Origin of the sequence: Thermomonas sp. (assembly GCF_023953935.1) — a bacterium.
In the GTDB taxonomy this organism is placed as follows: domain Bacteria; phylum Pseudomonadota; class Gammaproteobacteria; order Xanthomonadales; family Xanthomonadaceae; genus Thermomonas.
Genome location: NZ_JAMLIW010000003.1, coordinates 163,277 through 190,276 on the forward strand (window position 1 = coordinate 163,277; position 27,000 = coordinate 190,276).

General features: G+C 66.9%; 24 protein-coding genes. 13 read left to right on the forward strand and 11 right to left on the reverse strand.

Annotated elements, in window-relative coordinates:
* Positions 1–42: 42 nt before the first annotated feature.
* Complete coding sequence (locus tag M9902_RS05045) at positions 43–984, reverse strand: alpha/beta hydrolase (protein WP_297221427.1); 942 nt, start codon at positions 982–984, stop codon at positions 43–45.
* Positions 985–1,233: 249 nt separating this feature from the next.
* On the opposite strand from M9902_RS05045, the gene M9902_RS05050 reads away from it, so the two are divergent.
* Together M9902_RS05050 and M9902_RS05055 are read left to right on the forward strand one after the other, a co-directional pair.
* On the forward strand, positions 1,234–1,482 hold the full coding sequence (locus M9902_RS05050; protein WP_297171275.1) for a hypothetical protein: 249 nt from the start codon (positions 1,234–1,236) through the stop codon (positions 1,480–1,482).
* Between the two features lie 91 nt (positions 1,483–1,573).
* Complete coding sequence (locus M9902_RS05055; protein ID WP_297171277.1) at positions 1,574–2,038, forward strand: SET domain-containing protein-lysine N-methyltransferase; 465 nt, start codon at positions 1,574–1,576, stop codon at positions 2,036–2,038.
* A 13-nt stretch (positions 2,039–2,051) separates the two neighbouring features.
* Here the strand turns inward: M9902_RS05055 and fusA are convergent, their stop codons facing one another.
* Entirely contained in the window at positions 2,052–4,097 is a 2,046-nt protein-coding gene (gene fusA / locus M9902_RS05060; protein WP_297221428.1) for an elongation factor G, read from the reverse strand.
* A 281-nt stretch (positions 4,098–4,378) separates the two neighbouring features.
* Between fusA and M9902_RS05065 the strand changes: the two genes are divergently transcribed.
* A complete protein-coding gene (locus M9902_RS05065) occupies positions 4,379–5,107 on the forward strand; it encodes a glycine zipper 2TM domain-containing protein (RefSeq protein ID WP_297221429.1) in 729 nt (242 codons plus the stop codon).
* A gap of 20 nt (positions 5,108–5,127) precedes the next feature.
* Here M9902_RS05065 and M9902_RS05070 read toward each other — a convergent pair whose 3' ends face one another.
* Genes M9902_RS05070 through M9902_RS05080 form a run of 3 tightly spaced genes read right to left on the reverse strand, consistent with a single transcriptional unit; the run spans position 5,128 to position 8,846 of the window.
* The gene (locus M9902_RS05070) at positions 5,128–5,685 is read right to left on the reverse strand and encodes a response regulator (protein ID WP_343231870.1); all 558 of its coding nucleotides are present in this window, start codon (positions 5,683–5,685) and stop codon (positions 5,128–5,130) included.
* Between the two features lie 55 nt (positions 5,686–5,740).
* Positions 5,741–6,622, reverse strand: a complete 882-nt coding sequence (locus tag M9902_RS05075; RefSeq protein WP_297221430.1) for a hypothetical protein — start codon at positions 6,620–6,622, stop codon at positions 5,741–5,743.
* 10 nt (positions 6,623–6,632) lie between these two features.
* On the reverse strand, positions 6,633–8,846 hold the full coding sequence (locus tag M9902_RS05080; protein WP_297221431.1) for a M1 family metallopeptidase: 2,214 nt from the start codon (positions 8,844–8,846) through the stop codon (positions 6,633–6,635).
* A 226-nt stretch (positions 8,847–9,072) separates the two neighbouring features.
* Between M9902_RS05080 and M9902_RS05085 the strand changes: the two genes are divergently transcribed.
* Entirely contained in the window at positions 9,073–9,927 is an 855-nt protein-coding gene (locus M9902_RS05085; RefSeq protein ID WP_297221432.1) for a DUF4349 domain-containing protein, read from the forward strand.
* 54 nt (positions 9,928–9,981) lie between these two features.
* Here M9902_RS05085 and M9902_RS05090 read toward each other — a convergent pair whose 3' ends face one another.
* Entirely contained in the window at positions 9,982–10,905 is a 924-nt protein-coding gene (locus tag M9902_RS05090; protein ID WP_297221433.1) for a peptidylprolyl isomerase, read from the reverse strand.
* A 108-nt stretch (positions 10,906–11,013) separates the two neighbouring features.
* On the opposite strand from M9902_RS05090, the gene M9902_RS05095 reads away from it, so the two are divergent.
* Positions 11,014–11,778 (forward strand): zinc-ribbon domain-containing protein, encoded by a 765-nt coding sequence (locus tag M9902_RS05095; RefSeq protein ID WP_297221434.1) that lies wholly within the window; start codon positions 11,014–11,016, stop codon positions 11,776–11,778.
* Positions 11,779–11,954: 176 nt separating this feature from the next.
* Here the strand turns inward: M9902_RS05095 and phaZ are convergent, their stop codons facing one another.
* Positions 11,955–13,283, reverse strand: coding sequence for a polyhydroxyalkanoate depolymerase (gene phaZ / locus M9902_RS05100; protein WP_297221435.1), 1,329 nt, complete (start codon positions 13,281–13,283; stop codon positions 11,955–11,957).
* A gap of 96 nt (positions 13,284–13,379) precedes the next feature.
* Positions 13,380–13,973 (reverse strand): class I SAM-dependent methyltransferase, encoded by a 594-nt coding sequence (locus M9902_RS05105; protein WP_297171293.1) that lies wholly within the window; start codon positions 13,971–13,973, stop codon positions 13,380–13,382.
* Between the two features lie 39 nt (positions 13,974–14,012).
* Between M9902_RS05105 and M9902_RS05110 the strand changes: the two genes are divergently transcribed.
* Entirely contained in the window at positions 14,013–14,462 is a 450-nt protein-coding gene (locus M9902_RS05110) for a CopD family protein (RefSeq protein WP_297221436.1), read from the forward strand.
* Positions 14,463–14,530: 68 nt separating this feature from the next.
* Here M9902_RS05110 and M9902_RS05115 read toward each other — a convergent pair whose 3' ends face one another.
* A complete protein-coding gene (locus M9902_RS05115; RefSeq protein WP_297221437.1) occupies positions 14,531–16,237 on the reverse strand; it encodes an alkaline phosphatase in 1,707 nt (568 codons plus the stop codon).
* A 102-nt stretch (positions 16,238–16,339) separates the two neighbouring features.
* On the opposite strand from M9902_RS05115, the gene M9902_RS05120 reads away from it, so the two are divergent.
* Together M9902_RS05120 and M9902_RS05125 are read left to right on the forward strand one after the other, a co-directional pair.
* Entirely contained in the window at positions 16,340–17,662 is a 1,323-nt protein-coding gene (locus tag M9902_RS05120; protein WP_297221438.1) for a dicarboxylate/amino acid:cation symporter, read from the forward strand.
* Positions 17,663–17,784: 122 nt separating this feature from the next.
* Positions 17,785–18,411, forward strand: a complete 627-nt coding sequence (locus M9902_RS05125; RefSeq protein WP_297221439.1) for a DUF3828 domain-containing protein — start codon at positions 17,785–17,787, stop codon at positions 18,409–18,411.
* A gap of 142 nt (positions 18,412–18,553) precedes the next feature.
* Here the strand turns inward: M9902_RS05125 and tsf are convergent, their stop codons facing one another.
* Positions 18,554–19,435 carry a translation elongation factor Ts gene (gene tsf / locus M9902_RS05130; protein WP_297221440.1) on the reverse strand — a complete coding sequence of 294 codons (882 nt, stop codon included), beginning with the start codon at positions 19,433–19,435 and terminating at the stop codon, positions 18,554–18,556.
* 178 nt (positions 19,436–19,613) lie between these two features.
* Positions 19,614–20,399 carry a 30S ribosomal protein S2 gene (gene rpsB, locus M9902_RS05135; protein WP_297171309.1) on the reverse strand — a complete coding sequence of 262 codons (786 nt, stop codon included), beginning with the start codon at positions 20,397–20,399 and terminating at the stop codon, positions 19,614–19,616.
* Positions 20,400–20,753: 354 nt separating this feature from the next.
* On the opposite strand from rpsB, the gene map reads away from it, so the two are divergent.
* From map to dapE, 5 genes are all read left to right on the forward strand, one after another.
* Entirely contained in the window at positions 20,754–21,530 is a 777-nt protein-coding gene (gene map / locus M9902_RS05140; protein WP_297221441.1) for a type I methionyl aminopeptidase, read from the forward strand.
* A gap of 32 nt (positions 21,531–21,562) precedes the next feature.
* Positions 21,563–24,154, forward strand: coding sequence for a [protein-PII] uridylyltransferase (gene glnD, locus M9902_RS05145; protein WP_297221498.1), 2,592 nt, complete (start codon positions 21,563–21,565; stop codon positions 24,152–24,154).
* On the forward strand, positions 24,124–25,038 hold the full coding sequence (gene dapD / locus M9902_RS05150; protein WP_297221499.1) for a 2,3,4,5-tetrahydropyridine-2,6-dicarboxylate N-succinyltransferase: 915 nt from the start codon (positions 24,124–24,126) through the stop codon (positions 25,036–25,038). Before glnD ends, dapD begins: the two co-directional genes overlap by 31 nt.
* Positions 25,039–25,179: 141 nt before the next feature.
* Positions 25,180–25,536, forward strand: coding sequence for a Spx/MgsR family RNA polymerase-binding regulatory protein (locus M9902_RS05155; RefSeq protein WP_297221442.1), 357 nt, complete (start codon positions 25,180–25,182; stop codon positions 25,534–25,536).
* 308 nt (positions 25,537–25,844) lie between these two features.
* The gene (dapE, locus tag M9902_RS05160; protein WP_297221443.1) at positions 25,845–26,978 is read left to right on the forward strand and encodes a succinyl-diaminopimelate desuccinylase; all 1,134 of its coding nucleotides are present in this window, start codon (positions 25,845–25,847) and stop codon (positions 26,976–26,978) included.
* The last annotated feature ends 22 nt before the right edge of the window (positions 26,979–27,000 follow it).

The window sequence follows — 27,000 nt, forward strand, 5'->3', positions numbered from 1 at the left end:
CGGTACTGAAATTGTACGATTTTGCGACCGCCGCCGCCATGATCAGCGCCTGATTTGCGTCAAGGTCGTGTTCACCCGGTTCGTTATCCAGCCTGCGACCGCCTGCGTGTACGCCGATGGCAGGCCGAGCTGGCTGTTGATTTCGCCGTGCTGCAACGCTTCCGGCAGCACCTGCGCCGGCACCGACGCGGCGTTGGCACGGCTGGCCAGCTTGCGCGCTTCGTCGCAGGGCGAGGTCGGGAAGTGGCGGGTGCTGGAGCACACCAGCAGCAGCGGCAGGGCGCGTCGATCCAGCTGCTGTTGCGGTGAGACCGAGCGCCAGAACGCCGGATCGCTGCCGAAGGCGTTGCGGTACAGCTCGGGCACGCGCGCCTGACCCATCAAGGACGGCACGTCCAGCGCGCCGCTGTCCAGCGACACCACGCCCAGCGGGCGTTGGGCGCCAGCCTTGCGCAGCAGATCGGGCTTGGTCGCGACCAGCACCACCAGGTGCGCGCCGGCGGAATGCCCCATCAGGAGCATCCGGCCCGGATCTGCGTTCCACTGGTGGGCGTGCTGCTGCACCGAGGCGATGGCCGCGGCCACGTCCTCGGCCTGCTGCATCGGATCGGCGTCCGGGACCAGGCGGTTGTTGGCGGACACGAACACGAAGCCCTGGTTCAGCCAGTACGCGGCCTTGTTGCCGACCACGCCGGGTGAGGCCTTGTCGCCGCGGCGCCAGCCGCCGCCGTGGACCATGAACAGGATCGGCGCGCCGGGTTGCGCGTGCGCGGGCAGGTAAACGTCATAGCGCTGCTTCGGGTCGTTGCCGTAGGCGATGTCGCGCTCGATGCGGGTGCCGGCCGGCAGGTCGGCCCTGGGCGTGGCCGCGCGGCGTTGCTCCAGCAGTTGGCGGAAGCGCTGCTGGGCCGATGCCTCGCTGCCGATGCCGGCAAACAGGGCGACGGCGAGCAGGGAGATGAGCGTGGGAGTGGCGATGCGCATGGGGCTTCCTTCCTTCCGTGCAGAGTCGATCACGACAACGCGTCAGCCCGCCGCCGGTTGACCGTGGGGCAGCAGGCAGGGCTGCCGATGGCGTGAACAAACCCTGCGGGTGACAGTTGTCATCGCGGATCGTTGACGGCTGATCGTGGTGGCACTGAACTCCCTGCGGACAATGGTCCTCGCGAAATGGAATCGGGCCTGCGCCCATCCATCCATTTCGCCACACCTCCGCAACATCAGGACATCACCATGAACAGCCAAGCCAATTTCCAGACTGCCTTCGTCGACCGGCTCCAGTCCACCGCCGGTGAACTGCTCGACCGCGCGAGCAAGGCCGAGGGCGGCGAGCGCTCGCATCTGCTGCATTGGCTGCTGGCCGCGCTGGCGCTGTTTTTGGTCTGGCGGATGGGGCGCAGCATGAAGAAACTGTTCTGGACCCTGTTCGGGGTTGCCATGGCGGTGTACTGGAGCGGCGGCTTCGCGCTGTTGACGCGTTGACAGCGCGTCTCGTGCCTGCGGTCGTGCCCGTTGCAGTGACGGCAGGGCGCGGACTGGGCACAATGGGCGCTTTCATCCCGTATCCGCGTCCATGCCGAGAAAGATCGTCACCCGCAAGTCCGCCATCCACGGCAATGGCGTGTTTGCCGCCGTCGCGATCGCCAAGGGCGAACGCATCATCGAATACAAGGGCCGCCTGCGCAGCCACGAGGAGGTGGACGCCGACGACAGCGGTGACATCGAAAGCGGCCATACCTTCCTGTTCACCTTGAACGAGGACTGGGTGATCGACGCCAATTTCGAAGGCAACGCGGCGCGCTGGATCAATCACGGCTGCGCGCCGAACTGCGAGGCGGTGCTGGTTGAAGATGAAGACAACCCGAAGCGCTCGAAAGTGTTCATCGAGGCGATCCGCGCGATCCTGCCGGGCGAGGAGCTGACCTACGACTACGGCATCACCCTGGCGGTGCGCCACAGCCCGCGCCTGAAGAAGATCTGGGCCTGCCGCTGCGGCGCCAAGACCTGCACCGGGACGATGCTCAAACCCAAGCGCTGATGGTGCGGCAGCCTCAATCCTCCTCGGCCTGCGGTTTGAAGGCCTCCATCAGCTTCTTCTGCACCTGACCCGGGACCGGCTCGTAGCGATTGAAGTCGAGCGTGTAGCGGCCGCGGCCGGCGGTGGCGGACTTCAGCTCGGCGCCGTAGTTCTCCAACTCGGACAGCGGCACCAGCGCGCGGATCACGATTTCCCCGCTGGCCAGCGCATCGGTGCTGTTGATGCGCGCGCGTTTGGTGGCGAGGCCGCCGCTGATGTCGCCCATGCAGGCCTCGGGAGCGGTCACTTCCAGATCGACGATGGGTTCGAGCACCTGCGGCCTGGCCTTGCCCACGGCGTCGAGGAAGGCGCGCTTGCCGGCGGCGATGAACGCCACCTCCTTGCTGTCGACCGGGTGGTGCTTGCCGTCGTACACGGTCACCCGCAGGTCCTGCATCGGATAGCCGGCGATCGCGCCGCTGGCCAGCACCTGGCGCACGCCTTTTTCCACCGCCGGCAGGAACTGGCCGGGGATGGTGCCGCCCTTGACCTCATCGACGAACTCGAAGCCGGCGCCGCGTGGCAGTGATTCGACGCGCAGGAACACCTCCCCGAATTGACCGGCGCCGCCGGTCTGCTTCTTGTGGCGGTGGTGGCCTTCGGCATTGACGCCAATGGTCTCGCGGTAGGCGATCCGCGGCGGGCGGGTCGTCACTTCGACCTGAAAGCGGTCCTTCAGGCGTTGCAACATGACCCGCAGATGCAGGTCGGACAGGCCGCGGATCACCGTTTCGTTGGTCTCGCCGCTGTGTTCGACCACGAAGGCCGGATCCTCTTCGGCCAGCTTGCCCAGCGCGGTCGCCAATTTCTGTTCCTGGCCCTTGGTGGCCGGCTCGATCGCCATGCCGAACATCGCGCGCGGGAATTCCATCGGGGTCAGCGAGATCAGATCCTCGTCGCGGGAATCGTGCAGCACGGCTTCGTAATGGAGTTCGTCGATCTTGGCCACCGCGGCGATGTCGCCGGGGATGGCCTGCTGGATTTCGACGTGCTCCTTGCCCTGAAGTCGGAACAGGTGCGCGATCTTGAACGCCTTCTTTCCATCGTCCACGAACAGCGGCGTGTCGCGCCGCACCGTGCCCTGGTGGACGCGGAAAATGCCGAGCTTGCCGACGAACGGATCGTTGATGAGCTTGAACACGTCGGCGATGACGTGCGCGTCCGGATCCGGCCGCGCCGTGATCGGCTGGGCGTCGTCGCCCTGGCCTTTGCGGAACGGCGCCGGGTTGGCCTCGCCGGGGTTCGGGAACAGGCGCTCGGCAACGTCGAGGAATTTGCGGGTGCCCACGCCGGTGCGCGCCGACAGGAACAGCACCGGGATCAGGTGACCCTCACGCAGGCATTTTTCGAAGGCATCGTGCAGTTCCTCCGGGGTGATCGCGTCCTCGCCATGTTCGAGGAAACGATCCATCACCTCCTCGTTCATCTCGACCACCTGGTCGAGGATCTTCTGGTGCCACTCGGCGACCGGGCCGAGGTCGCTGTCGCCTTCGCGGCCGCCGAAGCAGTCGATCACCCGCGTGCCGCCGTCGGCGGGCAGGTTGATCGGCAGCACCTCCGGACCGAACTCCTCGCGCAGGGCATTGAGCACGCGCCCGTCGGCGTGGCCGGTGTCGATCTTGTTGATCACGATCGCCCGCGACAGCCCGCGCCCGATCGCGTAGTGCATCATCCGACGGGTGCCGTGGCCGATGCCGGTTTCCGGATCGACGACCAAGGCGATGGTTTCCACCGCGTCCATCACCCCCAGCGCCGGACCGCGGAAATCCTGGTAGCCGGGGGTGTCGATCAGGTTGAGGTGCATCCCGGGACGGTCGATGCTGGCGATCACCGCGTCGATCGAATGGCCGCGCTCCTTTTCGATCGGGTCGAAGTCCGACACCGTGTTGCCGCGTTCAACCGTGCCTGCCGTCTGGAGTGCGCCGCCGGCATGCAGCAGGGCTTCGAACAAGGTGGTTTTGCCGGCGCCGGGGTGGCCCGCCAGGGCCACGTTGCGGATTTGCGATGTGCTGTAGGACATGCCGTGCGTCTCCCTTCATGAGGGTGGGTGGTCGCCGTGGCGACCCGCGGTTGGCGCGGCGGAAGCAACGCTGCGCGCAATCGTCACGGCGTGCCGCCACCTTAGCGCAGCCCGCGTGCAGGTGATCGTGCGCTGCAACACGCTGCCGAGTTCCGCCGTGGCAAGCTGTCGCCGGGCTAAACGCCCGTGGTTGCGCCTGCCGTGTTCAGCTTCGCGTCAACTGTTCGGATGCAATGTCATCGCACGCTGGTCGATACGCCACCGGCGAAGGGGATGCCAACATGAAACGCCTGTTTGTCTCGCTTCTGGCCGCGGGTCTGTTTGCCGCCAGCCCGGCGCTGCTGGCCCAGAGCTACGGTGATCCGGACTATAGCGATCCGGACTATGGCCGCCAGTACAACGACCTGCCCGCAGACGATGCCGGCGCTGTCGATGCCGACGCCACCGGGTACTACGACTATGCGCGGGTGATCCGGGTGGATCCGGTGCTGGATGACCGCTACGCCGCCACGCCCGGCCCGACCCGGCGCTGCTACGACCGGCAGATGCCCGGCCGCTACGAATCCGACCCCTACGCCTACGATCGCGGCGGCTATCGGGATGAGGGCTATTACCGTGACCCGTATTACGACCAGGCGCGCGGGTCACGGGCGGGCAGCAATGCCGCCGCGATCATTGGTGGCATCGCCGGTGCCGTGCTCGGCAGCCAGGTGGGCGGCGGCAGCGGGACCTATGCCGCCACCGCCGTCGGTTCGCTGCTGGGCAGCATGGCCGGCCGTGAAATCTACGAGCAACACCAGCGCGACCGCTACGTCCGCGGCGGCAACGTGCGCGTTTGCGACCCCGAGCCGGTGCGTGACGATGGCTATGGCTACGACGGCAATGGTGGTGACCCCGGCACGGGCGGCTACGACGTCACCTATGAATACAACGGTCGCCAGTACACGCGGCGCATGGACTACAACCCCGGCGACCGGATTCGGGTGCGGGTCGAGGTGACGGCCGACTAGCGGCAGCCGCTGCCGCGGGCTCAGACCCCGCCGACGGCCTTGGCGGCGGCTTCGGCGCGGCTGCGCGGGCGTGTCGCATGACGCGGCACCCCGTTTTCGTCGAGCACCCGTTCGATCCGGCTGAACACTTCGGCGCGGGCAAAGGGCTTCTTCATGAAATCGTCGGCGCCGATGCGCTGGACGTAGAACTGCTCGGTTGCCGCCGCGTTGCCGGAAATCATGATGATCGGCACGTTTGCCGTGGCGGGGTCGCGGCGCAGGGTGCGCAGGACGTTGAACCCGTCGACCCCCGGCAGGACGATGTCGAGGAAGATCAGGTTTGGCACTTCCTTGCGTGCGATTTCGATCCCGCTCTCGCCGTCGTAGGCGGTCAGAACCTCGTAATGGTTCTGCTGGAGCATGCGCTTGAGCAGGGCGACGATCGTGTGGGAGTCGTCGATGACCAGCACCCGGGTGCCCGGCTGGGCGTTCTTGCGGTCGTGCTCGCGACGGTCGATCAGGCGCCCGCCGCCATCCGATGCCTGACCCTGACCCGTGGGTGTGACCGGCTTGCGCTTGAAGAGATCGAAGAAAGCCACGAGCGCGCCCCCCAGTGTGCGTCGCGGCTATCTTACCAGCGAAGCGCCGGGATGGTCAGCCTCGCGGTTGCCTGCGGTCGGCGGCCAGTGTGCGCAGGGTGAACAGGCGTGCCGCCTTGCCCCAGGCCAGCGCACCGCTGATCAGGCAGGAAAACAGCAGCCCCAGCGCCAGTCCCGCGCCCAACCGCTGGCGCAGCCACAGCAGGGCCAGCGCCAGCAGCACCGCCAGCAGCCACGGGAAGACATAGGCCGACAGTACCGCGACCGGACGGCGGATCAGCATCCCGGCGCCGCGCCACCAGGCCTTGATGGCGGAACGCAGGTTGGGATCGGCGGCCAGCCAGCCGCGCCCGGCTTCGACGCTGGCATGGGCCAGCACCAGCAGGATGCCGCCGATGAGCATTGCCGCGTCGGTCCAGCGGCTGACGTCGGCGGCGAGGATGGCGTGCTCGTTGAACTTGCTACCCATCCCGAACAGCACGGTGGCCAGCATCGCCGCCGCACCCAGCGGTACGACCGACCACAGCAGCAGCCGCAGCAGCGGCCAGAACTCGCCGATGGCGCCGCGCAGCAGGTCGCCGAAGCCCGGGCGCACGGCGCTGCGCGCCGCGACCAGGGTGGCACCCACCAGCAGCGGCGAGAGCAGCAACATCAGGCCGCTGCCAATCCAGAGGCTGGGACCCAGGAACGACAGCGGGGAGTTGGGCGCGAGCAGCGCGTCGGTCAGCCCCATCGGCGCCTTGCCGTCGGCGGCGGCATTGGCCAGCAGGGAGTGGTCGAGCACCGAGCCCAGCCAGCCCCACAGCGGCAGCGCGGCGATCACGGCGCAGCCGAGGCTGGCCAGGACCCACAGCAGCAGCAGGCGCCATTGCAGGGCGCGCAGGAGCGCGGTGGGGACGGCGGAGCGGGCGCGAACGGGGCGGATTGACAGGTTCATGGGGGCGCCCTCAGACGGTGACCAGCAGGGTGAAGAAGGCTTGCAGCAGGGCGGTGAAATCGCCGAACCAGCGGCGACTGGCGCGCGGGTTGGCTTCGATGCTGTAGCCATCATTGAGCTTGTTGGCGTCCATCCGGATCCGGTTGTCCGGATCGAGCTGGGCCGAGACTGCTTTCACGGGGGTGTCCAGCACGAAGCGCTGCCAGCTCTCCTGCGCGGTGACGGGAAGGTCGCGGTGGCTGCCGTCGGCGAAATTCACCCGCAGGACCTGCGGCGGCTTGACGGCATCACGGCGCACCATGATCACGGTATGGAACGGGAACGGGCCGCTGCCGGGCTTGGCATTGGGGTGGGACTTCTTCCAGGCGGCACGCGCATCGGCGATCTGCTTGTCCACCGCCTTGCTGTCCAGCATGACTTGCTTGCCGTCCTGCTGGTGGTAGCCGGGCAGCGGCAGCACTTCGCGGCTGCTCATGCTTGCGATGCGGTCGTCGGTCTTGCCGGTGGCGAAGACGTAAGCGTTGAAGGCGGTGTTGACGATGTCGGCGCGGCCAGTGCCTTCGGCCAATGCATCGCGCAGGTCGGCGATCGACGGATGGCGGAACTTCCAGCGCTCGTAGTACAGCTTCATCGCCCGTTCCAGCGCAGGCTTTCCGACCAGCATCTCGATCTGCCGCATCGCGGTGGCGGTGCGCGAATACACGGTGCCGTAGCTGGCGCTGGACATGCGCGACCAGCTGTTGCCGCCGAGTGGATCAGCCGGATCGGTGAGCATGGCGCTGATCCGTTCCATGTCGAACGGGCGCAGCTGGTAGCCGATCCCGAAGGCCTGCAGCCAACTGGTGCCCACATTGAGCATCTGGTTGCGCGAGGTCATCATGCGCTGGTCCCAGTACTCGTTCATGCCTTCGTCGAGCATGGGCTCCTCGAACTCGTTGGAGCCGAGGATGCCGTAGAAGTAGCCGTGGCCGAACTCGTGCACGGTGACGAAATCGAGCATGAAGCGGCCGAGGCTGCCGGGCGCGACCTGATCGGTGCTGTCGGCGGTGAAGAAGGTGGGATATTCCATGCCCCCGGCTTCGGCCGCGCCGTAGGGCGGCACCACCGCGGTGGCGGTCTTGTAGGGATAGGGGCCCAGCGTGCGCGAGAAATACGCCAGCGAGTCGATCGTGGCCTGCGCCACCGGCTCGGCGTTGCTGGTGTATTCGGGGGTGTAGAGCACGCGCACCTCGACCGGGCCCAGCGGGCCGTTCCAGGTGCGCACCAGCGGCTTGGCGTAGCGGCGGTCGGCGGTCCAGGCGAAATCGTGGACGTCGTGCTGGACGTAGCGGTGGGTCACCTTGCCGTCGCGCTCGACGGGGGCGCCGGTTTCCTGCCCAGTGGCGCCGACGGTATAGCCCTTCGGAACCGTCAGGCGCACGTCATAGCTGCCGTAATCGGCATAGAACTCGCTGTGTAGGTGGAACTCGTGGGCGTTCCAGCGCGGCGCGGTGGCACCGCGTTCCCCCGGCAATTCCAGCACGCCGATCTTCGGGAACCACTGGCCGATCAGATGGAAGCTGCCGTAGTAGCCGGTCCGCGCCACCACCCGCGGCAACTGGTCGAAGAAGTCGATGTTCAAGGTGGTGCTGGCGCCCGGCGCGACCGGCTGCGGCAGGTCGATGCGGACCACGCTGCGGTCGGTCTTCGGGCCGTTGTCGGGCTGCACGTAGGTCCACTTCGCCGCCGCGCCGCCCTGGGCGACGCGATCAAGGCGGATGTAGCCGTATTCACCGTCGCGGGTGGCCACGTTGCTGCGGAAGCCGCTGGCGCTGGCGCGCTTTTCGGTCATGAAGGTGCTGCCGGGGCCTTCAAACGCATTCAGGTACAGGTGGACGTAGATGCTGCACACCGGCTGCGCGCTGCGGTTGCGCCAGGTGAGGGTCTGCTTGCCGGTGATGGTGTGCTTGTCGGGGTCGAGGGTGGCGTCGATCGAGTAGCTCACCACGCGGTCGGACAGGGTGGCGGCGTTGGCGGCACGCGGGCCACCCCAGGCGGTGGGGGCACTCGCGGTGCGCACTGCGGCGGCATCGGGCGCGGCCAGGGGAATGGCCGCGCAGGTGGTCGGTGCCGCGGTTTGCGGGACAGTCGCGCCTGGAACGGTATCCGGCGCCTTGGCGATGGCGGTGGACACGGGCAGGGCGAGCAAGGCTGCCAGAACGGCGGAGGTGTGGCGGCGGATCATGCGATGGAATCCCGGCAATGGGCTGTCACCCAAGATGGGCGATCGACCAGGGTGCGACAAGTGACAAGAGTCACGTGTCCGGAAGTCATGTTTCCAGACGATATGAGGGAGCCGTCGTGCGGCAATTTGCCGGCGAACCCGGTTCGGATGACCTGGTTTCAGGATGCGCGCAGGAAGCAAAGGATTTATCGTGGCCGCGTACGTGGGCCGGGCAAGGGGACAATCGGTGAATCGGGACAAAAAGGAACTGGTCTTGGAGCGGATCGCGCGGATGTTCCTGTGGGCGCTGTTCCCGGTGCTGCTGCTGGCGGGCGTGTCGGCTTGCACCCGGTCGGCCAGCCCCGTTGGCGGTGGCGACGCCGAGGCTTCGGCGACCGTGCCCGCCGATGGCACCGCCGAGCGGCCAGGTTCCATGTTGGCCTACGAGCATCGCATCAATGTGGTCTTGCCCGAGGATGCGATCATCGGGCGCTTGCGGGCGACGCAGGCGGCCTGCACCGGCGCGCGATTCGGACGTTGCGAAGTGCTGACGGTCGATCAGTCCGGCGGCGATGCGCCGAGGGCGACGCTCACGGTGCGGATCGTTCCGGCCGGCGTGGAGCCGATGATCGCGCTGGCGGGCGAGGGTGGTCGGATCGGTGCGCGCAATACCCGCGCCGAGGATCTGGCTCAGGCGGTCAATGACAACGCGCGCCAGCGCGCACGCCTGCAGAAGGAATTGGCCCTGCTGCAGGAATTCCAGCAGCGCAAGGATCTGGCGGTGGCCGACATGGTGGCGCTGTCGCAGCGGATCTCCGACACCGAATCGCAGCTGGAATCGGCGGAACAGGAAGGCGCCCAGCAGCAGCGGCGGATCACCACCCAGTTGCTGACGATCGGGTTCGGCCCCACCGGCAGTGATTCCGGGCTGGGCGAGATCGGCAGCGCAGTGCGGGATTCCGGCGAACTCTTCGCCCAGGGCGTGGCGTGGATGATCCGCGCCGTCGCGTTCCTGCTGCCGCTGGCGCTGGGCCTGTTCGTGCTGGTCGTCATCGTGCGCCGACTGCGGCGCAGGAAGTCGGCGGGCAAGCCGCAAGGGTGATGCCACCCCGGAGTCACCAGTCGCAACAGGGCGCCGCGGTGGTTCGCCGGTGCGTCAGCGCGCGGGCGGGGTTCGCACCGGCAGCGGGACGCCGCACAGGTCGATATGGCCGGGCGGCTGGGTGTAGAAATCGTCCTTGCGGTTGCGCCGCGCCTCGGTGGCGTCGATGAAGGCCTGGCTGTCGGTGCGCAGCAGCTGCAGCGGCGTGCGCTGTGCCGCCGGCACGTCGCTGGCCAGCTTGACCGACAGGATCGGCGTGCGCAGGGCCGGGTCGGTGTAGAAGCCCATCGGCGCGGGGCCGCGCGGGATCACGCTGAGCAGTTCCATGCCTTGCACCACCCGGCCGACCACGGTGAGCTGGTGGTCGAGCGCGCGCGGCGCCTGCCCGATCACGGCATAGAGTTCAGCGCCGATGCTGGAATCAGGCGCGTTGTTGCGGCCGGCGCCGACCACGCCGTAGCAATGGGCCATCCACATCCGGCCGGTCTGCGGATTGCGCCCGACCGGGAAGCCGTCGGCGAATCCCACCTGTGGCGCCCAGCCGTCGACATCGGGCAGCCGGTCGAAGCGCACGCCGGCATCGCTGCGGGTGAATTCGGCGGGCAGGTGGGTCTTGGTGCCCGCCGGATAAGGCTTGGCCTTGCCGGCTTCCTCGCCTTCGGCATCACCGAACTGGACCACGAAATTGTCCTGCGAGCGGTAGATCGTCAGGCCATCCCAGAAGCCGCCCTTGGCCATGGTCTTGATGTTGGCGACATGCTCGGGCGCGAAGCCGGGGGCCAGTTCGATGATCACGCGGCCGGTCGCCAATTCCATGTACAGCGTATTGGCCGGATCGAGGTCGCGCCAGGCGCTGGCGGGTGCGGCGTCGATGATCTCTTGCGCCGTGCGCGGCTTGGGCGGCGCACCGGCATCCTGCGCGACGGCGGGGGCGATGACGGCGGCCGCGAGGGCGAGGGCGAGCAGGGCGAGGCGCATGGTGTGACTCCAAGGAGAATGATCAAGCATAGACCTTGGAACCACCTTGGAGGCACATGCGGGGTTCGCACAAGTATTGGAGGGGGTGAGTTCGGTATTCTTTCCGACATGAACAGGACTGCATTTGCATCTCCCAAGGGTGTTTGCCAGAACTGCGGTGCGAAGTTGGCCGAAAACATGCGTTTTTGCAGTGTGTGCGGTCAGGATCATCGCCATCGACGCCTGCGGGTCGACGAGCTGGCACGCGATTTGTTATCCGACCTGTGGACGCTGGATGGACCATGGTTTCGGACCCTGCGTGCCCTGGTTCCGGAGGCCGGGAGCTTGTCGAAGCAATACGTCAATGGCCACCGCGTCGGCCATGTGAATCCGGTCCGCTTCCACCTGATCATCCTGGTGGTCGAGGTGGCGTTGTTGGGCCTGTTTTCCGGAATATTCGAGTTCAATCTCCCCGGCTACGTCGAATGGGAGGCACTGCTGCTGCTCGTCATCTTCGTGCCGCTGATATCGTGGTTGCTGCGAGTCACCTGCGGCCCGACTTACAGCTTGGCCGAGGTCATGGTGCTGACCTTGTACATGCTGGGAATGACATCACTGACCTGTGTCTTGTTGCTCGGCATGTTCGGGCTGTTGGCATGGATTCTCCATAACATTCAGCAGCCGTGGCTGTGGAACGCTGGGGTGCTCGTCATCGCCGGTATCGGCTACGTTCTGCTGCCGGGCTACTTGATGCTCAGTCTGGTTCGTTTCTTTGGCTGCCGCTGGGGCCGTGCCTTCGTCGTGGTCGCAGGCTTTCCTCTGTTGGGGCTTGCGGTGGGTGCGGGATTCAAGTGGATCAACGCGCTGTTTGGCTGGGCTCTGGCGGGAAAGTGAGCGGCAACCGATACGCCTGCAGAATCGGGATGTCCGTTGCTTTCCTTCGATCGCCTGCCGTTGTGGCAACTGCGTCATGCGGTCGAACGATAGAATCATCCTCGAGACGGGAGAATCATGAAATGCGCGTGTTGGCCTTCCCCGCAACGCGAGGAGCGGGTTGGGTGGGCAGGTTTCTACCCGCGCTGCGATCGGCGTCGCGGCGAGGGCTGAGTTGAGCGCGCTGGCGCTTTCGTGGGCGTGGCGGGCTTCACCGGCGCCTGTGCCTGCGCCGCGATGAACTCCCGCACCTGCGGATAGATCTGCGTGCGCCAGCGGCGGCCGCTGAAGATGCCGTAGTGGCCGGCGCCGGCGGCGGTGAGCTGCTGGCGCTTGCTTGCCTGGATGCCAGTGCACAATGCGTGCGCGGCGTGGGTCTGGCCGAGACCGGAAATATCGTCGAGCTCACCTTCGATGGTCAGCAGCGCGCAGTCGCGAATCTTCGACGGATCGACGCGCTCGCCAGCGACATCCCACAACCCGCGCGGCAGCAGGTGCTCCTGGAACACGGTGCGTATGGTGTCGAGGTAATACTCGGCGGGCATGTCCAGCACCGCGTTGTATTCGTCGTAGAACTTGCGGTGGGATTCGGCGGAACTGAGGTCGCCCTTGATCAGATCCTGATAGAAATCCCAGTGCGACAGCCCGTGCCGTTCCGGGTTCATGGCGACGAAGCCCATGTGCTGCAGGAAGCCCGGATACACGCGGCGTCCCACGCCCGGATAGTTGGCCGGGACAGTGTGGATGACGCTGTTCTCGAACCACCACAGCGGCTGCCTGGTGGCGAGGTTGTCCACCGCGGTCGGCGAGCGGCGGGCGTCGATCGGGCCGCCCATCATCGTCATCGATTTCGGCAGCGGCTCGTCGCGCCCGGCCATGAGCGAGATCGCGGCCAGTACCGGCACGGTCGGCTGGCAGACGCTGATGACGTGCAGGTTGTCGGTGCCGATGTGGCGGATGAAGTCCTGCACATAGGCCACGTAATCATCGAGGTGGAAGGCGCCGGCATCGGTCGCCACCATCCGCGCATCGGTCCAGTCGGTGATGTAGACCTTGTGGTCGGGCAGCAGGGTGCGCACGGTGTCGCGCAGCAAGGTGGCGTGGTGGCCGGACAGCGGCGCGACCACCAGCACCACCGGGTCGTCCTTCATCCGCGCCAGGCCGTCGGCCTGGTCGTGGTAGCGCTTGAAACGCAATAGTCGGCAGAAGGGTTTTTCCAGCTCGACCCGTTCGACCACCGGGATCGGGTGGCCTTCGACCTCGATCTGGTGGATGCCGAACTCGGGTTTCTCGTAGTCCTTGCCGAGTCGGTACATCAGCTCGAAGCCGGCGGCGGTGCGCTGCGAGCCGGGCAGCGAGGACAGCCAACTGTCCTGCGCGGAATAGATGCGGGCGTTGGCATCGGCCCAGTAGGCGAGGGGCGCGAGCCCGGTGCGCCAGAGTTCATGCAGTGGATAAAGCACCATCGGCTGGACGTGTTCCCGTATGCGGCGATGCAGCATAGCGCGCCGGGCGCGGCGGAATGTGATCCAGTTCGCGTTTCCGATGCCCCCGGCGCCGCTTCAGTCCGGCAATTCCAGTGCGGCGGCGGCCCCGACCCGTCCCGGTGACAGCCAGCAATGTGAACCCAGCGGGCGCAAACCCAGCGCGCGCAGACGCTTGCGATAGAACGCGGCGGACCGCTGCTTGAATTCGTCCTCGTCCCCGATCGCACCGTCACCACGGGTGAAGGCCTCGATGAAGGCAACCCCGCCGCACAGTTCCGCCAGCGCCGGCAGGCCGCGATCGAGCTCGGGCGTTGGCAGGTAATGCAGCACGTCGCTGCAGATCAGAAGATCGGCCGGCGGGCAGGGCCGCAGCTGCGCGAAGTCACCGAAGCGCGCGTAGTGCAGATTGCGCCGGCGGCCGTAGCGGGCGATGGCGTATGCGCTGGCGTCGAAGCCCAGGTATTGCACGTTCGGCCGCAGCTTCAGCAGCGGCGCGCGCCACGCGCCTTCGCCACAGCCGATGTCGAGCACCGTGCGAAGTGGGCGCTCCAGATGGTATTCGGCGGTCGCCACCGCCAGCAGCACCTTGCGCGCCAGCCGTGCGGCACCGCCGATGCCGCCGTGACGATACCACTGGTCGAAGTAGGCGCGGTCGTAGGTCTTGGTCATCGTGGCATCCTAATGGCGAACCTGTCGTCGAGCCCGCGCATGGCCTATCTGCTGACCAAGACCTTCCACCTCGTGTTCGTGATCGCGTGGATGGCGGCGGTGTTCTACCTGCCGCGCATCCTCGTCAACCTCGCCGAGGCGGGCGACGTGCCCGCGGTGCGCGCGCGGCTGCTGCTGATGGGGCGGCGGTTGTATCGTTTCGGCCATGTGATGTTCGCGCTGGCATTTGCGCTGGGCCTGACCCTGTGGCTGGGCTATCGGGTGTTGCCGCACTTCCCGACGCTGGTGGTGGCAGGCACGCTCTGGCTGCACGTCAAGCTGGGGCTGGTGATCCTGTTGTTCGCGTATTACGTCTGGAGCGGGCGGCAGCTGGCGCGGGTCGAACGCGGCGGGGCATTGGGGTCGGCCACGCTGCTGCGCTGGATCAACGAACTGCCGCTGCCGCTGCTGGTCGCGATCGTCTGGCTGGTGCTGGCCAAGCCGTTTTGAGGTCTTCGCGCCGCGGAGGCGAGATTGCGATTGCACGTGGCGCCCGGGGTCGCCTTGCGCTCCTGCGGTCAGTGAGGTGGCTGGAAGTCGGGAATCTTCGGCAATTCCACCGGCACGCCGTTGCCATCGCACAGGCCGCGTGCGCACAGCGCGGCGCGCAGGCGCGGGGTGGCCTGGATGATGATGTGGTAGAGCGCGTTCTGTTCGAGCGATCCGCGCACCGCGGCGCTGCCCGGCCCCAGCGCCCAGACGCCGACGTCTTCGCCACCGTGGGTTTCACTGCCCAGCGGGACCAGTGCTTCCTGCAGGTAGTCGGGGGCCGCGGTGTCAACCTGGCCCAGGTCCGGGCGGCCGGTGGGCGGCGCGGATTGTCGCTTGGGGTGGTGCGGGAAATGCTTGGGCCCGGCGGGCTGGGCGTCGCTGGCGCCGGTGTTGCCGGGGCCGTTGGCGTAGATCAGGCTGGTGTAGGGCAGGCCCGCCTGGTCCGGCGACGGCGTGTCCTTGCCCGCCGCGCGCACCAGGCCGAGGATCGGATTGCCGCGCGCCGGATAGCCGATGAGGTTGAGCGTATGTGAGTGGTCGGCGGTGACGAGGATCAGGGTGTCCTCGGACGAGGTCAGCTCCCGGGCGGCGCGGATCGCGTTCGAGAATTCGATGGTTTCGTCCAGCGCGCGGAAGGCGTTGCCCTCGTGGTGGGCCATGTCGATGCGCGCGCCTTCGACGAGCAGCACATAGCCGTTGCCGCCGCGGGACAGGTGCCGGATCGCCGCACGGGTCATTTCGGTGAGCGAAGGTTCGCTGCTGCCCGTGGCGATGCGGTCGTGGTTGTAGGCCATGTGGTCGTAGTCGAACAGGCCGAGCACGCTGCGCGCGCCATCGGCGGCGGCCAGTTCCGCGGCGGTGGTGACATAAGCACCCTGTGGATGCGCCTGCCGCCACTCCGCGATCAGGTCGCGGCCGTCGCTGCGCAGGCCGTGTTGGTCCGGTCGCTGCGGATCGGCCTGTGCCTTGGTCAGGAATTCCTTGCGCCCGCCGCCGAGCACGATCGACGGCCCGCGCCCGTTGGCGGTGGCGTCGATCAGCTGGCGGGCGATGTCGCGGCAGCCGGCCGCCTGCGCGTCGGCGGGCAGCTGGGCGTTGTTTTCCCAGCGCCGGTTGGGCGAGTGGGCATAGGTCGCCGCCGGGGTGGCGTGGGTCACGCGGGCGGTGGTGACGATGCCGCTGGCCATGCCGGCCGCGTCGGCCAGTTCCAGCCAGGTCTGCGCGTGCTTGCCGAGGCTGTCCGCGCAGTCGTTGGTGTGGCCGGCGTAGACCGCAATCGCGCCCATGTGGGTCTTCACGCCGGTGGCAATCGCCGACATGGTGCCGGCGGAGTCGGGGGTCTGGGCGTCGGTGTTGTAGGTGCGGCTGAGCGCGGTGTTCGGAAAGTTTTCCCAGGCCAGCCGGTTTTCCTCGCCGCTGCTGCCCTTGCGCTGGCCTTCGAGGATGCGCGCAGCCGCCACCGTGGTCAGGCTCATGCCGTCGCCGAGGAACACGATCACGTTCTTCGCGCGCCCGGCCATCGCGCCCCGCGCCGCTGCCTGCGCGGCGCCGTCGCGGTACCACCAGGCCGGCGTTTCCCCGCCGGGGCGGGCGATGGTCGGAACTTCCACGCGGATGGCGGCCGGCGGTGCTGCGGGTGCGGGCACCGTGGTTGGCGCGCCGGCGCAGGCGGTGAGGGTGAGCAGGCTGGCCAGCGCGGGAATGAAGACGCGTGAGGGGCTTGTTGGTCGCATGCGTGCATTATGGCTTGCGGCGATGCCGACTTGCGCGTCCGGTCAGTGACGGGTTCGCGGATTTCGAAGTATCGTGTCGCGCTGGTTCCCCTGGATGGCCCGATGTTCGACTGGTGGTTCCGAATCCGGTTCTGGAAACGCGTGGCCCTGGGCTTCGTGCTCGGCGTGCTTGCCGGTTTGGCATTCGGGCCCAATGCCGAGAAGTGGTTCGGGCCGATCGGCGATCTCTATGTCACCCTGATCGAGATGATTGCGGTGCCGCTGGTGCTGTTCGCGGTGATCAACGCGGTGTCCTCGCTCAGCGGCCAGAAGTCGATCATGGCGCTGGCGGGGCGCACCTTTGCCTGGTTTGCGATCACCGCGGTGCTGGCGGTGGGCGTGGGGCTGCTGTTCGGCTGGCTGTTGCAGCCGGGCACCGGGGTTGACGTGGCAACGCTCCACATCGCCTCCGACTACAAGCCCAAGAACGTGCCGAGCGTGCTCGACATGCTGCTCAACCTGGTGCCGTCCAATCCGTTCCAGGCGATGGCCGGTGCCGACAGCCAGGAGCTTCCCGACGGCAGCAAGATTCTGGTCCCGCGCAGTGGCACCGTGCTGCAGGTGATCTTCTTCGCCGGGCTGGTCGGCTTTGCGATGGTCAAGCTGGGCGACAAGGTGGCCGGGCTGCGCAAGCTGGCCGGCGAGGCCAGCGAAGTGATGATCCAGGTGACCCGCTACGTGCTGGAGTTCACCCCGTTCGGCACCTTCGGCCTGATCGCCGCGCTGGTGGGTGGCTATGGATTCGAACAGCTGCGCCCGCTGCTGAATTTCGTGATTGCGCTGTACCTGGCTTGCGCCTTCCACATCCTGATCGTGTATCCGGCGCTGCTGCTGGCGCACGGCCTGAATCCGGTGAAATTCCTGCGCGGCGCGCTGCCGGGCATGCAGGTGGGTTTCGTGGCCTCCAGCAGCTTCGCGGCGCTGCCGGTGTCGCTGCGCTGCACCACCCACAACCTGGGCGTGGACAAGGATTACGCCGCGTTCGCGGTACCGCTGGGCGCCACCATCAAGATGGACGGCTGCGGCGCGATCTATCCGGCGCTGGCAGCGGTGTTCATCTCGCAATATGCGGGGATCGACTTGTCGCTGCCGCAGTACCTGACCATCGCGATCGCCTCGGTGCTGGGCAGCTTCGGCACCGCCGGCATCCCCGGCACTGCCGTCATCATGGCCACCGTCGTGCTCAGCGCCGCCGGGCTGCCGCTGGAAGTGATCGGTTATCTGTATGCCATCGACCGCGTGCTCGACATGATGCGCACCATGACCAACGTGACCGGTCAGATGCTGGTGCCGGTGCTGGTGGCGCGCGAGTCGGGCATTCTCGATCGTGACATCTACGAGGCGGCATCCACCAATGTCGGGCTGGAGAAGGGCGATCTGGCCTGAGTGCCGCACCGCGTACCCGCAACTCCCGGTTGGCCGTTCCGACAGCGCCCCCACTTGACCCGGAGCGGCGGTCGCGGTTTGCTTGGCGCCATCATGACCGCTTGCCAGACCGGGAATCCGCCATGCCCCGCATCCTGATTCTGCTGCTTTCCGTGCTTCTGCTTGCCGCCTGTGATCGCGGCGATCTGGGTGATTCAAGCAAACCGCAGCCCCGCCTGTTGACCTCCGGCGCGGCCGCGACCGCGACCGCCCCCGCCGTCGGGCACGAAGCTGTCGATGCGGCGGCCGCCGATGGAAAAGGCGGAAACAATGCGGAGGAGCCCGCACAGCCGCCCGAGGATTTCGTCCGCGAATTCTTCACGACCTACATCGACGCGATCGACGACGGTTCGTGGTCCGGCAACCGGGATTTGATGTCGACCTGGTTCAGCGCCGATCTGACCCGCCTGCTCCTCGCCAACGACAAGGCCTGTCAGAACGTGGATTCGGAAGCCTGCCGCCTTGACTTCGATCCGATCATCGACGCCCAGGACTATGACGATGACGTTGCATCGACCTTGCATGCCGAGCGCATGGGCACGGGCACCCCGGTGCGGGTCAAGGTGGAGTTCACGAACCTCGGCAGCAGGAAGACGATGACCTACACGCTGGTCCAGGTGGGCGACGGCTGGAAAATCAGCGACGTCCAGTCTCCGAGCTACGGGTCGCTGTCCTCGCTGCTGTCATCGAACGGCGGGCCTGCAATCTAGACCGTCAGGACGTCGCGCTGCCAGGCAACCCGGTGGTTGAACGCAACAAAAACCCGCCGCGCGGCGGGTTTCTTGCGTTGAAACGTGAGGACCCCGATTCGTGATCCACCAACACCAATCCCGAATCCCGAATCCCGAACAATCAAACCTGCATCGCCTTAGCGACTTCGGCCAGATAGTCTTCCTGCACCTTTTCGATGCCCTCACCGACCACCATCCGCTGGAAGCGGATCACGTCGGCGCCGGCGGCCTTGAGCGCGGCTTCAACGGTCTTCTCGCCGTCGAGCACGTAGCTCTGGCCGTACAAGGTGACATCGTTGACGATCTTGTTCATCTTGCCGCTGATGATCTTCTCGAGGATCTCGGCCGGCTTGGCGCGGTCCTTCTCGCTCATTTTCGCCAACTCGATTTCCTTTTCCTTGGCGATGAAATCGGCCGGAACGTCGGCCGCCTTGTTGTAGGGAGGGTTCATCGCGGCCACGTGCATGGCCAGCCCGCGCGCCAGTTCGTCATTGCCGCCGGCCAGCTCGACCAGCACGCCGATCTTGCCGTTGGTGTGAACGTAGGCGCCGATGTGGCTGGAAGTTTCGATGCGCACGAGGCGACGCACCTGGATGTTTTCACCCAAGGTCTGCACGATGGCGGCGCGGGCCTCTTCGACGCTGTTGCCCGCAGGGGTCCTGGCCGACTTGAGCGCCTCGATGTCGGCGGCGCCGGAGGCCAGCGCAGCGGCGGCGACGGAATCGACGAACGTCTTGAAGTTGGCGTCGTTGGCAACGAAGTCGGTCTCGGAATTGATCTCGACCAGCGCGGCCTTGCCGTCGTTCTGGGCGATGGCGACGCGGCCTTCGGCGGCGACGCGGCCGGCCTTCTTGTCGGCCTTGGCCAGGCCGGATTTGCGCAGCGCCTCGGCGGCGGCGTCGATGTCGCCGCCGGCCTCCGTGAGCGCCTTCTTGCACTCCATCATGCCGGCGCCGGTGCGCTCGCGCAGTTCCTTGACCAGGGATGCGGTGATTTCTGCCATGGGGATTACCTCTGGATTGAATGCTGTGAAGCCCCTCTCCCGTCGGGAGAGGGGTTGGGGTGAGGGTTCGAGGGATGTGGAACTCCACATCGGGTGAACCCTCATCCGGCCCTGCGGGCCACCCTCTCCCGGAGGGAGAAGGGAAAGCGCACGCGGGCGCAGCCGCGTGACGGGGTGATTACTCGGCCTTCGGCTTGCTGCTGCGACGCGCCGGCTTGGCGGCCTCTTCGCCTTCGACCGCGGCGGTGAAATCTTCCTCGCGCACCGACGCGGCATTCGGGGAAGCGGCCTTGCCTTCCAGCACCGCGTCGGCGGCGGCGCGGGCGTACAGCTGCACGGCGCGGATGGCGTCGTCATTGCCCGGGATCGCGTAGTCCACCAGGTTCGGATCGTAGTTGGAATCGACCACCGCGATCACCGGGATGCCGAGCTTCTTGGCTTCCTTGATGGCGATGTCTTCGTGGCCGATGTCGATCACGAACAGGGCGTCGGGCAGGTGGGTCATGTCCTTGATGCCGCCCAGCGAAGCCTCCAGCTTGTCGCGCTCGTGGCGCAGGCGCATCACCTCGTGCTTGACCAGCTTCTGGAAGGTGCCGTCGGTTTCCGCGGCTTCCAGTTCCTTCAGGCGGCCGACCGACTTCTTCACGGTGGCGAAATTGGTCAGTGAGCCGCCCAGCCAGCGCTGGGTCATGAACGGCATGCCGCAGCGCTCGGCTTCTTCCTTGATCGCCTCGCGCGCGCTGCGCTTGGTGCCGACGAACAGGATGGTGCCGCGCTTCTGGGCCACGCCGCTGATGAAGTTCATCGCGTCGTTGAACAGCGGGACGGTCTTTTCGAGGTTGATGATGTGGATCTTGCCGCGGGCACCGAAGATGTACGGTGCCATCTTGGGATTCCAGTAGCGGGTCTGGTGGCCGAAATGGACGCCGGCTTCCAGCATCTGGCGCATGGTGATCTGGGGCATTGCAGGAACTCCTGTGGGTGGAACCCGCGCCGGGGAATGGAGGCGCTGCGCCGCATCCGTCAGGACTGGCGCTGGATTCCGGGGTTGGGCCTCCCTGTCGTCACTGCGTCCGAACCCGCTTGCGCGGGCACCCCGGAACAGGGATTGCCGACAGGTGTGGATTCGACGGGCCGAGGCTTGGGCCCCGGCTTGGTTGCGTCGCCCGTCGTGACGGCGCTGGAACCCTGCAATTATGGAAGATTGGCGGGGTTCATGCAAATCATGGTTCCAAAGCGGTGGTTCCAAAGCTGCCGGGGGAGCCGCGCCCGAACCCCGCGTTGCCGCAGCTTCACCGCAATGCGCGATAATCCGCGAATGGCTATCAATATCAAGACAGCGGCGGACATCGAGAAAATGCGCGTGGCCGGGCGGCTGGCGGCGGAAGTGCTGCAGGTGGTCGCGCCGCACGTGAAGGCGGGCGTGAGCACCGAGGAGCTGGACCGCATCTGCCACGATCACATCGTCAACGTGCAAAAAGCCATCCCGGCCAACGTCGGTTACCGCGGGTTCCCCAAGACCGTGTGCACCTCGGTCAACAACGTGATCTGTCACGGCATCCCCAGCGAGGCCAAGGTGCTGCGCGATGGCGATATCGTCAACATCGACGTGACGGTCATCAAGGACGGCTGGCATGGCGATACCAGCCGCATGTACGTGGTCGGCACGCCCTCGGTGATGGCACAGCGGTTGGTGGATGTGACGCGCGAGGCGATGTTCCGCGGCATCCGCGTGGTGCGGCCGGGCGCGACCCTGGGCGACATCGGCCATGCGATCCAGGAATATGCCGAAAGCCAGCGTTTTTCGGTGGTGCGCGAATACTGCGGGCACGGGATCGGCAAGGTCTACCACGACGAGCCACAGGTGCTGCACTACGGCCGCGCCGGCGACGGCCTGGTGCTGCGCGAAGGCATGACCTTCACCATCGAACCGATGATCAACGAAGGCAGCCGCCACACCCGCGTCCTGCCCGACGGCTGGACCGTGGTCACCAAGGACCGCAAGCTGTCCGCGCAGTGGGAGCACACCGTGCTGGTGACCCGTGACGGCGTGGAAATCCTGACCCGGCTGCCGGGCGACGACAACGATTTGTGAACATCGACCTGCCGGCCGATCCGCGTGCGGTTCTGGCCGGGTTGCCCGCCGGCAGTGAAGGCGATGCGGCATGGAGTGCGTTGGTCCGCGCATTGCTGGTACGCAACGACGCGCGGCTGGCGCAGCGGTTTGATGCCGGCGCGCCCGCCGAGCACCTGATCCGCCTGCGCGCGCGCGCCATCGATTTTCTGGTGAACAAGACCTGGCAGCGCTGCATCCCGGCGGCGGCGCCGCTGGCGCTGTTTGCGGTCGGCGGCTACGGCCGCGGCGAATTGTTCCCGCATTCCGACGTGGATCTGCTGGCCTTGGCCGAACCCGACCAACAGCAGCATTTCCACGCCGCGCTGTCGCGCTTCGTGGCGCTGCTGTGGGACGCGGGCGCGCCGGTCAGTCAGGCGGTGCGCTCGCTGGACGAATGCACGCGGGCGGCGAGCGAGGATCCCACCGTATTGACGGCGATCGTCGAGGCGCGGCCGCTGGTCGCGGATGCAGCGGCCGGCGCGCGCCTGCGCGCGGCGATTGCGCCCGAGCGTGCGTGGCCGCCGCGGGCCTATTTCGAAGTCAAGCGCGAAGAACAGCAGCGCCGGCACGCGCGCTTTGGCGATACCGCCGACAACCTCGAGCCGAACCTCAAGGAAGGGCCGGGCGGGCTGCGCGACCTGCAGCAACTGGGCTGGCTGGCGCAGCGCTGCTTCGGGGTGGCCAGCCTGTCCGGACTGGTGCCGCTGGGCCATCTGGGCGTCGACGAGGCGGCGGCGCTGGAGCGCGAGCGCCGCGCGCTGTCGCGGCTGCGCTTCGGCCTGCATCTGGTGGCCGGTCGACGCGAAGAGCGGCTGCGCTTCGATTACCAGAAGGCGCTGGCGGCGCGTTTGCACGAGAGCGATGACGCCGACACGCTGGGCGTCGAAAAGCTCATGCAGGGTTTCTACCGCAGCGCCGCCATCGTGCAGCGGCTCAACGAGCGGGTGCTGCAGCGCTTCGAGGAGTATTTCGAAGGCCACGTCGCGCCGCTGCCCATCGACGCCGACTGGGAGCGTCGTGGCGGCTATCTGGCGGCGCGCCGCGACGGCTGGATGCGCATGGAGCCGGCGCGGGTGTTCGCGCTGTTTGCCGCGTGGGCGGGCAATCCGGCCCTGCGTGGACTGCATTCGCAAAGCGCGCGCGAACTGGCCGAGATGCTGGGCGAGATTCCCGACTTTGCCCATGCGCCGGAACCGATGCGGCAAGCCTTCCTGGCGCTGCTGCGCGGGCCGCAGCCAGTGGCCACGCTGGAGCGGATGGCACGGCTGGGCGTGCTGGCGCGCTGGATTCCGGCTTTCGCGCGGGTATCCGGGCGGATGCAGTTCGATCTGTTCCACGTGTTCACGGTCGACCAGCACACGCTGGCGGTGCTGCGCAACCTCGCGGGCTTTGCCGCCGGCGCGCCGGACGAGCGGTTTTCGATCGCCCATCAAGTCTGGCCTTCGTTGCGCAAGCCCGAACTGCTGCTGTTGGCCGGGCTGTTCCACGACATCGGCAAGGGCCGCGGTGGCGATCATTCCAGACTGGGTGCGGCCGACGCGCGTGAATTCTGCGTCGCGCACGGGCTGTCGGAGGCCGACACCGCGCTGGTCGAATGGCTGGTGCAACAGCACCTGCTGATGTCCACCACCGCGCAGAAGCAGGACATCACCGATCCCGAAGTCATCCAGCGCTTTGCCGAAACCGTGGCCGACCGCCAGCGCCTGGATTATCTGTACCTGCTGACCTGCGCCGATATCGCCGGCACTTCGCCCAAGCTGTGGAACAGCTGGAAGGATCGCCTGCTGGCCGACCTGCACACGGCCACCCGACTGGCGCTGCGGCGCGGGCTCGGCCATCCGGTCGCGGCCGCGGAGCGGGTGGCCGAAAACCGGGCGGCGGCACGCGCGCTGTTGCGCGAGGAAGGGCGGGCGGATGCGGCCATTGACGCGCTGTTTGCGCGGATGCCGGATGAGAGTTTCCTGCGTGGCCGTCCCGACCAGATTGCCTGGCAGGCCGCGGCGTTGGCAGACGCTGGCGGACGCATGCCGGTGGTGGCGGCACGCCACCCGGCCGGGCGCGATCGGCTGGAAGTGTTCGTTCACACCCGGGATCGCGATGGCGTATTCGCCGCCATCGTCATCGCGTTCGATCGAATGGGGCTTGGCATCTTGCATGCGCGCGTGCTCGATGGGCCGGCTGACACCGTGTTCGACACCTTCCAGGTGCAGCCTGGCGATGCGCGCAGCCCGCTTGACCCTGCCGCCGTGGAAGCGCGGCTGGTGCAGGCACTGTCGGGCGACTTGGGCGCGGTGCGACCCGCCCGCCGCAGTCGTCCGCGCCACCTGCGGCATTTCCGGATCGTTCCGCAGCTCGATTTCACCGACATCGACGGCGGCACCCGGATCGGCCTGATCTGCAATGATCGGCCCGGCCTGCTGGCGGATATCGCCGGTGTCCTGCGCACCCAGCGCCTGCGCGTGCAGGATGCCCGCATCGCCACCTTCGGCGAGCGCGCCGAAGATCTGCTGCTGGTCAGTGACGAACGCGACGCGCCGCTTGCTCCCGAACGCCGCGCCGCGCTGCGCGATGCATTGCTTGCCATCCTCGACGGAGATTCCTGATGCCCGCCAAGCCCCCTGCGAAGAAGACCCTCACGCCCAATCGCGCCGCGCAGGCCGAGGAATTGCGCTTTCTGATCGACAGCGCCTGGGAGCGCCGCGCCGCGCTCACGCCGGAGGAGATCGACGGTTCGACCCGGCCTGCGGTCGACCGCGCGATTGCCGGTCTCGAACAGGGCTGGCTGCGGGTGGCCGAGCCTGACGGCAGCGGTGGCTGGCAGGTCAACGAATGGCTGAAAAAGGCGGTGCTGCTGTATTTCCGTACGCAGGAAATGGAGTTCATCGAGGCCTATCCGGCGCCGTTCTGGGACAAGGTGCCGGCGCGCTTTGCGGACTTCGACGAAAACGCCTTCCGCAAGCTGGGTGCGCGGGTGGTGCCCGGCGCGGTGGTGCGCGCGGGCAGCCACATCGGCAAGGACGTGGTGCTGATGCCGAGCTTCGTCAACATCGGCGCCCATGTCGGCGCCGGCACCATGGTCGATACCTGGGCCACGGTGGGTTCTTGCGCGCAGATCGGCAAGGGCTGCCATCTGTCCGGCGGGGTCGGGATCGGCGGCGTGCTGGAGCCGCTGCAGGCGACGCCGACGATCATCGAGGATCACTGTTTCATCGGTGCGCGCTCGGAAGTGGTGGAAGGCTTCGTGGTCGGCCATCACAGCGTGGTCGGCATGGGCGTGTTCCTCGGCCAGAGCACGCGTGTCTACAACCGCATGACCGGCGAGGTCAGCTACGGCCGCGTGCCGCCCGGCAGCGTGGTGGTCTCCGGCGCGCTGCCGGCGGCGGATGGCAGTCATTCCTTGTATTGCGCGGTGATCGTCAAGCAGGTGGACGAGAAGACCCGCAGCAAGACTTCGGTGAATGAATTGTTGCGCGGGTTGGCGGATTGAGTTGGGATTTCGACGTGGGGATGGCCTGCGAACGGTGTTCGCGACACGCCGTGAATACATCCCTGTAGGCTCATCGGCGACGTCCCTGTCGCCGATGGTCGCGAACACCATCCGCAGGCCATCCCTTTGGAGTAGTTGCGCATGACCACCCTCTATGGACTCGACAACTGCGACACCTGCAAGAAAGCGCGCAACTGGCTGGCGCGCTTCGGCATCGAACATGTCTTTGTCGATTATCGTGATCAGCGCCAACCGCCCGAAACGCTGCTGGCGTGGAAGGCCGCGGCCGGAGGCTGGGAGGCGTTGATCAACAAATCCTCGACCACCTGGCGGCAACTGCCGCCCACCCGCAAGGCGCCCGGTAGCGATGCCGAATGGAAGCTGTTGTTGAAGGAATATCCACAATTGATTCGCCGCCCGGTGGTTGTGCTGGATGATGGCAGCATGTCGCAAGGCTTTTCCGACAACGGCTTCAAGAAGCTGTTCGGGGTGCCGTAAGTCGTCGCTGCGATTTGCGATGCAAGCTGGGCAGCTATCGGTCATCCACTGCGAGCCAATTTCCCCCGTTCGTGGTGAGCCTATCGAACTCCCCGTTCGTGGTGAGCTTGTCGAACTCCCCGTTCGTGGTGAGCCTATCGAACTCCCCGTTCGTGGTGAGCTTGTCGAACTCCCCGTTCGTGGTGAGCTTGTCGAACTCCCCGTTCGTGGTGAGCTTGTCGAACCATGAACGGCCACGGCCCAAGTCTTGGCGTTATTCCCCTCCCGCGTCCCTACAATGCCCCGATCCACTGCAACAAAGCGTGCCGATGACCAGTGATATCCTGCAACTGACCTGCGACCTGATCGCCCGCTCATCGCTGACGCCGGACGATGCCGGCTGCCAGCCGCTGATCGCGCAGCGCTTGCAGGCGGCGGGCTTTGCCATCGAACACCTGCGCTTCGGTGAGGTCGACAACCTGTGGGCCAGCCACGGCAGCGGCGATGGTCCGGTGCTGGTCCTGCTTGGCCATACCGACGTGGTGCCGCCGGGTCCGCGCGAGGCGTGGCGCAGCGATCCGTTCCTGCCTGAAATCCGCGATGGTCTGCTGTACGGCCGCGGCGCCGCCGACATGAAAGGCAGCGTTGCGGCATTCGTCATCGCACTGGAACGATTCGTCGCCGCGCATCCGCATCACCGCGGCAGCGTGGCGCTGCTGCTGACCTCGGACGAAGAAGGCGATGCCATCGACGGCGTGCGCAAGGTGGCTGATGTGCTTCGTCAGCGCGGTCAGCGCATCGACTGGTGCGTCACTGGTGAACCGTCATCGAAACAGGCGCTGGGCGACCTGCTGCGGGTGGGCCGTCGTGGCAGCCTGTCGGCCACACTCAGCGTGCGCGGCGTGCAAGGCCACGTTGCCTATCCGGAAAAGGCGCGCAACCCCATCCACGCCGCCGCGCCGGCGCTGGCGGAACTGACGGCGCGGCGCTGGGATCAAGGCTTCGAAAGCTTCCCGCCCACCTCGCTGCAAATCAGCAATATCCACGCCGGCACCGGCGCCAACAACGTGATCCCCGGCGAACTGCAGGTGCTGTTCAACCTGCGCTACAACCCGCATTGGACGGCGGAAACACTGGAATCCGAATGCGAGGCGATGCTGCGCCGGCACGCGCTCGACTACGCCCTCCACTGGCACCGCAGCGGCGAACCGTTCCATACCCCGGAAGGCCCGTTGCGTGCGGCAGCGCGCGCCGTGCTGACGCAGTTTGCAGGCAAAGCGCCGGAAGAAAGCACCGGCGGCGGCACCTCGGATGCCCGCTTCATCGCCCCGCTGGGCGCGCACTGCATCGAGATCGGACCGATCAACGCCAGCATCCACAAAGTGGACGAACACATCCGCGTGGCGGATCTGGAGGCGCTGCCGGGGCTGTATCTGGCGCTGCTGGAAACGCTGCTGGCCTGAGTGTCCTCACGCCGTTCGGCTT